This is a genomic window from Phenylobacterium sp. (genome assembly GCF_020253645.1).
Taxonomy (GTDB): domain Bacteria; phylum Pseudomonadota; class Alphaproteobacteria; order Caulobacterales; family Caulobacteraceae; genus Phenylobacterium.
In genome coordinates this window covers 1-6,725 of record NZ_JADCBG010000194.1, presented here as the reverse complement: position 1 = coordinate 6,725, position 6,725 = coordinate 1, and the positions used below count along the sequence as shown (strand labels likewise).

Annotated in this window: 9 protein-coding genes; 6 read left to right on the top strand and 3 right to left on the bottom strand. The window is 69.0% G+C overall.

Translation table 11 applies throughout. The features are described 5' to 3' along the window. The 5 genes from INE98_RS12810 to INE98_RS12790 all read left to right on the top strand — a co-directional run. Positions 1-403: 3-hydroxyacyl-CoA dehydrogenase family protein (locus INE98_RS12810; protein ID WP_293539332.1), on the top strand; the 403-nt coding region annotated here is incomplete at its 5' end. A gap of 127 nt (positions 404-530) precedes the next feature. Continuing rightward, positions 531-1,790 carry an EAL domain-containing protein gene (locus INE98_RS12805; protein ID WP_293539330.1) on the top strand — a complete coding sequence of 420 codons (1,260 nt, stop codon included), beginning with the start codon at positions 531-533 and terminating at the stop codon, positions 1,788-1,790. 62 nt (positions 1,791-1,852) lie between these two features. Beyond that, the gene (locus INE98_RS12800; protein ID WP_293539329.1) at positions 1,853-2,749 is read left to right on the top strand and encodes a TIGR01459 family HAD-type hydrolase; all 897 of its coding nucleotides are present in this window, start codon (positions 1,853-1,855) and stop codon (positions 2,747-2,749) included. 24 nt (positions 2,750-2,773) lie between these two features. Next, a complete protein-coding gene (locus INE98_RS12795) occupies positions 2,774-3,202 on the top strand; it encodes a MaoC family dehydratase (protein ID WP_293539327.1) in 429 nt (142 codons plus the stop codon). Next, entirely contained in the window at positions 3,199-4,143 is a 945-nt protein-coding gene (locus INE98_RS12790; RefSeq protein ID WP_293539334.1) for a bifunctional riboflavin kinase/FAD synthetase, read from the top strand. The genes INE98_RS12795 and INE98_RS12790 overlap by 4 nt, the downstream gene beginning before the upstream one ends. Positions 4,144-4,173: 30 nt before the next feature. On the opposite strand, the gene INE98_RS12785 is transcribed toward INE98_RS12790, so the two are convergent. Genes INE98_RS12785 through nthA form a run of 3 tightly spaced genes read right to left on the bottom strand, consistent with a single transcriptional unit; the run spans position 4,174 to position 5,824 of the window. Next, positions 4,174-4,521 carry a nitrile hydratase accessory protein gene (locus tag INE98_RS12785; RefSeq protein WP_293539325.1) on the bottom strand — a complete coding sequence of 116 codons (348 nt, stop codon included), beginning with the start codon at positions 4,519-4,521 and terminating at the stop codon, positions 4,174-4,176. Positions 4,522-4,523: 2 nt separating this feature from the next. Beyond that, positions 4,524-5,195 (bottom strand): nitrile hydratase subunit beta, encoded by a 672-nt coding sequence (gene nthB, locus INE98_RS12780; protein WP_293539323.1) that lies wholly within the window; start codon positions 5,193-5,195, stop codon positions 4,524-4,526. Further along, complete coding sequence (gene nthA, locus INE98_RS12775) at positions 5,192-5,824, bottom strand: nitrile hydratase subunit alpha (RefSeq protein ID WP_293539321.1); 633 nt, start codon at positions 5,822-5,824, stop codon at positions 5,192-5,194. The genes nthB and nthA overlap by 4 nt, the downstream gene beginning before the upstream one ends. A gap of 324 nt (positions 5,825-6,148) precedes the next feature. On the opposite strand from nthA, the gene INE98_RS12770 reads away from it, so the two are divergent. Beyond that, on the top strand, positions 6,149-6,725 hold a 577-nt coding region (locus INE98_RS12770; protein ID WP_293539320.1), incomplete at its 3' end, for a class I tRNA ligase family protein.

Genomic DNA, 6,725 nt, shown 5'->3' with positions numbered 1-6,725 from the left:
CACCGACGCGCCGACCTACGAGACCGCCGTCAACTCCGCTCGCTCCCTGGGCAAGACCACCGCCAACGCCGAGGACTTCCCGGCCTTCATCGTCAACCGCGTCCTGGTGCCGATGATCAACGAGGCCATCTACACCCTCTACGAGGGCGTCGGCACGGTGGAGGCCATCGACACGGCCATGAAGCTGGGCGCGAACCACCCGATGGGACCGCTCGAACTGGGCGACTTCATCGGCCTCGACACCGTCCTGTCGATCATGAACGTCCTCTACGAGGGCCTCGCCGATTCCAAGTACCGGCCCTGTCCCCTGCTGACCAAGTATGTCGAGGCCGGCTGGCTGGGCCGCAAGACTGGCCGCGGCTTCTATGACTATCGCGGCGAAACGCCCGTCCCCACCCGCTGACCGGCCTGCCGGGTGGTGACAACCTGGGGGCGATTGCAAGGAACCCCCTGACAGGGCGTGGCTTTTCCGTTGGACACCCCATCATGGTTAACCGAAACTCCGGAGTGATTCGGGGACGGGCGGGACCATGAGACGCCTCATTCTGCCGCTGCTGACCGCGAGCTATTTCAGCCTCTCGCTGATCTTTGCGGTCCTGATCTGGCGCAACGGCGGAGGCTGGGGCGCCGGCGTGGCGGCGCTTGCCGGGGGGCTGGGGCTCTGCTTCACCTTCCACGGTTTGATCACCGGCGTGCTCGGCCAATCGGCGCTGCGCAAGGAGATCGAGACCCTTCGCCACGCCCATCGCCTCCTGGTCGGCCAGATCGAGCAGATCGATTCCCGGGTGGCCGAGGTTCTCGAAACGGTGGCCCTCGACGCCCAGCGTCGGTCCGAGCAGCTCAGCACCGAGGTCCAGCTGCTGGAAGACCTTGTCCAGCGCATGAGCGAACGCCTTGACGAGCGCCTGGCCGATGGACCGGGCGGACGCCCCGGCGAGGGGGCGCGTCCCGGCTGGCGCGAACGTCTCCAGACCGTGCGCGAGGCCCTGGTCAGCGGCCGGGTGGATCTCTACCTGCAGCCTGTCGTGAGCCTGCCGCAGAGGCGCACCGTCTTCTACGAGAGCTACAGCCGGCTGCGGGACGAGACCGGCCGCGTCCTGATGCCCGCCGAGTTCCTCACCGTCGCCGAGCCGGAGGGCCTTGTGGCGGCGGTGGACAACCTGCTCCTTTTCCGGTGCGTCCAGATCGTCCGGCGTCTGGCCCAGACCGACCGGAAGGTCGGAATCTTCTGCAACATCTCGATCAGCTCCCTGTCCGACGAAGGCTTCTTTCCTCAGTTCCTCGAGCTGATGGGCGCCAACCGCGACCTCTCCGGCTCGGTGATCTTCGAGATCGGCCAGTCCGCGTATGACAACCGCACCTCCCTGGTCGTCCGCAACATGAGCCGGCTGGCCGAGCTGGGCTTCCGGTTCAGCCTCGACAAGGTGCGGCGGCTGGACATGGACTTACAGGAACTGGCCCGCAGCGACATCCGCTTCCTCAAGATCGACGCCCAGTCCCTGCAGGACGAGATCGTCGAGAGCGGCGATGGGCCGGTGTTCCGCGCCGTGCCGGACCTGGCGGCCCAGGATTTCGCCGCCCTCGCCCGCCGCTACGGCGTCGACATCATCGCCGAGAAGGTCGAAGACGAGCGCCAGGCCGTCGACGTCCTCGAACTCGACATCGCCTATGGCCAGGGCCACCTCTTCGGCGAGCCCCGGGCCATCCGCGGCGCCATCCTGGCCGAGACGGATCCGCCCGCCGACTACCTCCAGGCGCCCCTGCGCCGCCGGGCCGGCGAACGCGCCTGAACAGAGGTCCGCGCCGACTGGCCGGTTGACCCGCGGGACCGGGGCGGCTACCGCCCCGGGTCATGAGCCTTCCCGAGCCAATCCAGGGCCTGGACGAGATCGCCGACCGCTATGACGTGGTCCTGTCCGACGTCTGGGGCGTCATCCACAACGGCCGGGAGAGCTTCGCTTCCGCCTGCCGGGCGCTGGCCGCCTTCGCGGAGAGCCGCGGGCCGGTCATCCTGATCTCCAACGCCCCACGCCCCGCCGCCGACGTGGTTCCCCAGCTGGACGCCCTGGGCGTACCCCGCGCCGCCTGGAACACCATGATCACCTCCGGCGACGCCACCCGCACCCTGCTGGCCGAGCGGGCGCCCGGCCCCGTCTGGGCCATCGGCCCCGACCGAGACGCCCCCCTCTACGCCGGCCTCGGCCTGCAAATGTCCGGACCGGAGGACGCCGCCCTGATCTGCGTCACCGGCCCCTACGACGACGAGACCGAGACCGCCGAAGACTATCGCGAACGCTTCGAGGCCATCCTGCCTCGCCGCCTGCCCCTGCTCTGCGCCAACCCCGACATCGTGGTGCAGAGGGGCGACCGGCTGATCCCCTGCGCCGGGGCCCTGGCCCAGCTCTACGCCGACCTGGGCGGGGAGGTCCGCATGGCGGGCAAGCCCCACGCCCCCGTCTACGACCTCTGCATCGCCGAGGCCGAGCGGAGGCTCGGACGCCCGGTCGACCGCCGGCGCATCCTGTGCATCGGCGACGGCATCCCCACCGACATCCGCGGCGCCAACGCCCAGGACCTCGACGTCCTCTTCGTCGCCGGGGGCATCCATGGCGCCGAGCTTCTGGGCCCCGATGGGCTGGACATGGCCGCCGCCCGCGACCTCCTGGCCCAGGCCGGCGCCGGCGCGCGGTGGGCCAGCGCGGGCCTCGACTGGGCGGCGCCCCTTCGCGACGGCGATTCAGGTCGCTAGTCTGCCGGGCAGGGGAGTAAGCGCATGCAGGGACGTTTCTTCGAGGATCTTTCCGTCGGCGACAGCGCCGGCATGACCCGGACGGTCACAGACGCCGTGATTCAGGCCTTCGCCGAGGTTTCCACCGACTCCAACCCCGTCCACCTCGACCAGGCCTATGCCGAGGGCACGATGTTCAAGGGCCGGATCGCCCACGGCATGCTCTCCGGCGCCTACATCTCGGCGGTGATCGGCATGCAGCTGCCCGGGCCCGGGACCATCTACCTGTCCCAGTCCCTGCGTTTCCGCCGGCCGGTGCGCCTGGGCGACGTCGTCGACGTCCGTGTCACGGTCGAGGCCCTCGATCCCGCCCGGGGCGAGGTGACCCTCTCCACCATCTGCGAGGTGGCGGGCAAGCGCGTGGTGGAGGGGGAGGCCGTGGTCCTGGCCCCCCGGCGCGGAGCCGCAGCCTGACCATGCGCGTCATCCGGGGCTGGCAGGGACTGTCGGAGGACGACCAGGGCGCCAGCATCGCTCTCGGCAATTTCGACGGCGTCCACCGGGGGCACCAGGCGGTGATCGGCCTGGCCGCCGCCGCCGCCCGGGACCTCGGCGTTCCCCTCGGCGTCGTCAGCTTCGACCCCCATCCCCGGCGCATCTTCCAGCCGGACGCCCCGGCCTTTCGCCTGATGAAGCCTGATCAGCTGGCCCGGGCCCTCGAGGCGCTCGGGGTGGACCAGCTCTACCTCCTGCCCTTCGACGAGGTGATGCGCGAGCTGTCCGACCAGGCCTTCGCCGAGCGGGTCCTGCACGAGGGCCTGGGCGTCCGCCACGTGGCCGTGGGCTTCGACATCTCCTTCGGAAAGGGGCGCTCGGGCAGCCCGGCGACCATGCAGGCCTATGGCGGGGCCCTGGGGTTCGGCGTCTCGGTGGCGGACGCCATTGGTGACGGCGACAGCGAGGGCAAGTTCTCCTCCACCGACGTGCGCAACGCCCTGCGCGAGGGCCGCCCGGACCTGGCCGCCGCCATTCTCGGCCGGCCCTTCGCCATCGAGGGCGAGGTCCGCCAGGGCCGTCAGCTGGGCCGGACCCTTGGCTATCCCACCGCCAATGTCGAGCTGGACGACTATGTCGCCCCCCGCTTCGGCGTCTACGCCACCCGCACCCGCCTGGCCGACGGCCGCACCCGGGCCGGCGTCGCCAACATCGGCGTCAACCCCACCGTCGCCGGCGAGATCGCCCCGCGCCTGGAGGTCTGGCTCTTCGACTTCGACGAGGACCTCTACGGCCAGGTGATCGAGACCGACCTCATCGCCTTCCTCCGCCCCGAGGCCAAGTTCGCCTCCCTGGAGGAGATGACCGCCCAGATCGACGACGACGCCTCCATGGCGCGGATGATCCTGTCGGCGGAGTGAGGGTCGTCTCGGGCCGCGGCCAGGCAGGGCTCAGGCGATCGCGATGGGGATGCGCTGTCCCGCGTGGGCGTGAGGCGGCGGATTGTCCTCGATCTGCCGTTGCCGCCGCTCGATCTCCTCGGCGCTCAACAGGCCATGCGCCAGGAGCATGCGCTCAAGCGCCTGCAGCCAGAGAACATAGTAGGCGGCGCCGTTGTGGGCCTCCGCTGCGATTTCGGCCGAGAAGGTTCGGACCCAGTCCGACCATGTGAAGGCGCCAGTCCCGGCGACCGAGACGGCAATGGCGAAGGCGGTGGCTTCCCACGGAGCGGAGAAGACGGGCTCCCCGTCTCCAAGCGGGAGGGGATGGACTTCGGATGAACTCGCCGCACCAGACACCGTCAGCCCTCCGCCAGTTCGATGTAGGGTTCCCAAAGGTCGAGCCTGATCGTGTCCCGCGGGTTGGGCGCAGACTCGCCCCAGAGCGCTTCCGCCGTGAAGGCGACGCCGTACATGTGCTGGGGGTCGTGACCACGACCATGGGCGTTGCTGTCGGGAAAGATGAATGATCCGTGATGCTGGACGATGTGTCCCACCCTTCCCCGGACGTAGAGGGGCAACCGCGTATGCCCGGTGGGGTGAATGTTGCGGGCCCGGATCCGCATCCCGGGTTCAAACCGCGGAGGCTGTCCGATCTTCTTCCGGTAAGTCCCTCCGCCAAAGACCATCGCTTCGACGTGTTTGGCCGGAAAGGCCGAGCGCGAGGGCGGGGGTGCGCCAGGGTCCCGCTTTCCCGTCAGGACTTCGGTTTCGCTGAGTAGTCGACCCTGCAAGCAGCCCGATTCGATCGCGTAGAGCCAATGTTCGTAGTAGGTCGTCTGCAAGTAGTCGGCCGCCGGCATCCGCTCGATGGCGTGGCGGAATTCATCCACGTTTGCGTAGCCCGCACCGGACAACAGGATGTGCATGGCGAAGACGCGACGTTCCCAATCCTCATGAAAGACCGGTTCCGCTGGCGGGGCCTCGATATGCCCCATGCCATGCCGGCCGCCGAGGTCGTGGACCCCGTTCACGACGAGGCTCCCTGGCCGGAGACGGGCGCCGGGAAGCCGACACCGATCATGGAATCCCTCGTCACGAGCTCGGCGAGTTCAGCTTCGCTGAGACCCTCGGCGCCGTTGGGCCGCTGCGGAAGCACCATGTATCGAAGCTCCGAATTGCTGTCCCAGACGCGGACTTCGGTACTGTCCGGCACTTCGACTCCGAACTCCCTGAGCACCCCGCGCGGGTCGATGACGGCGCGTGAGCGATAGGCGGGAGATTTGTACCAGTTGGGCGGAAGGCCTAGCGTCGGCCACGGATAACAGGAGCAGAGGGTGCAGACGATCAGGTTGTGGACGTCCGGCGTATTCTCGACAACGATGACCTCCTCGCCCTGCATGCCGGTGAACCCGAGTTCCGCCAGTGCGGCGGTAGCGTCCGAAAGCAGGCGATGTCGATAGTCCGCGTCTGTCCAGGCCCGCGCGACCGCCTTGGCCCCATTCCTCGGACCAATGCGGCTTTCGTACATGTCGATCATCTTCGCCATCGCCGCAGGATCAAGCAGCCCCTTCTCGACAAGCAGGGACTCGATCGCCTTCACGCGTGACGTCAGGCGCTCATGCGGGTCCGGGGCGCCGTGAGAGTGGTCATCGTGAGCCATTGATCCTCTCCATGCCTCTGGCTGAAGACACGCTTCTTCCCCGCCCACAACCATAGTCCACACAGGATGCCGCCCGTCCAGCCCGAACTCGCCTCCCGACCGGGTAGCAGGGACCCGCCCCGGCGTCGGGGAGCCCACCCTTCCGGCCCGCCTCTCCCCCTCCCCTGCTGACAGCCGCCCCGCCGGTCTGCTATAGCCCCGCCCCATGACCCTGGTCCGGACTCCTGCGCGAATTACCCCCCCGGCGTGACGCCGCCGGACGACCTCCAGCGCGCGCCGGGAATTCCTCACCCCTCCCTGATCCGGTCCAACCTGGAAGGTCCCATGGCCGACGACGCCGCTCCCACCTCGCGCGACTACCGCGAAACCGTCTTTCTTCCCGACACCCCCTTTCCCATGCGCGCCGGCCTGCCGGTCAAGGAGCCGGAAATCCTGGCCCGCTGGGAGGACCTTTACGCGCGCCTGAGGGCCGACCGTCAGGGCCGGGGGGCGCCGCTGTTCGTGCTGCATGACGGCCCGCCCTACGCCAACGGCGCCATCCACATCGGCCACGCCTTGCAGAAGACCCTGAAGGACTTTGTGGTCCGCTCGCGTTTCGCCCTGGGCTACGACGTCGACTACGTCCCGGGGTGGGACTGCCACGGCCTGCCCATCGAGTGGAAGATCGAGGAGGAGCTGCGCGCCCAGGGCCGCCGCAAGGAGGACGTCTCCAAGGCCGAGTTCCGCGAGCGCTGCCGGGCCTACGCCGCCCAGTGGATCGAGGTCCAGAAGGCCGGCTTCAAGCGCCTGGGGGTGCTGGGCGACTGGGAGAACCGCTACGCCACCATGGACTATGGCTCCGAGGCGGCCATCGTCGCCGAGTTCCACAAGTTCGTGGTCTCGGGCCAGCTCTACCGGGGCT

Excerpts from the sequence above, each read along its gene's own strand:
- INE98_RS12805 (WP_293539330.1), top strand. The coding sequence starts at position 531 with ATGAGACGCCTCATTCTGCCGCTGCTGACCGCGAGCTATTTCAGCCTC.
- INE98_RS12800 (WP_293539329.1), top strand. The coding sequence starts at position 1,853 with ATGAGCCTTCCCGAGCCAATCCAGGGCCTGGACGAGATCGCCGACCGC.
- INE98_RS12795 (WP_293539327.1), top strand. The coding sequence starts at position 2,774 with ATGCAGGGACGTTTCTTCGAGGATCTTTCCGTCGGCGACAGCGCCGGC.
- nthA (WP_293539321.1), bottom strand. The coding sequence starts at position 5,824 with ATGGCTCACGATGACCACTCTCACGGCGCCCCGGACCCGCATGAGCGC.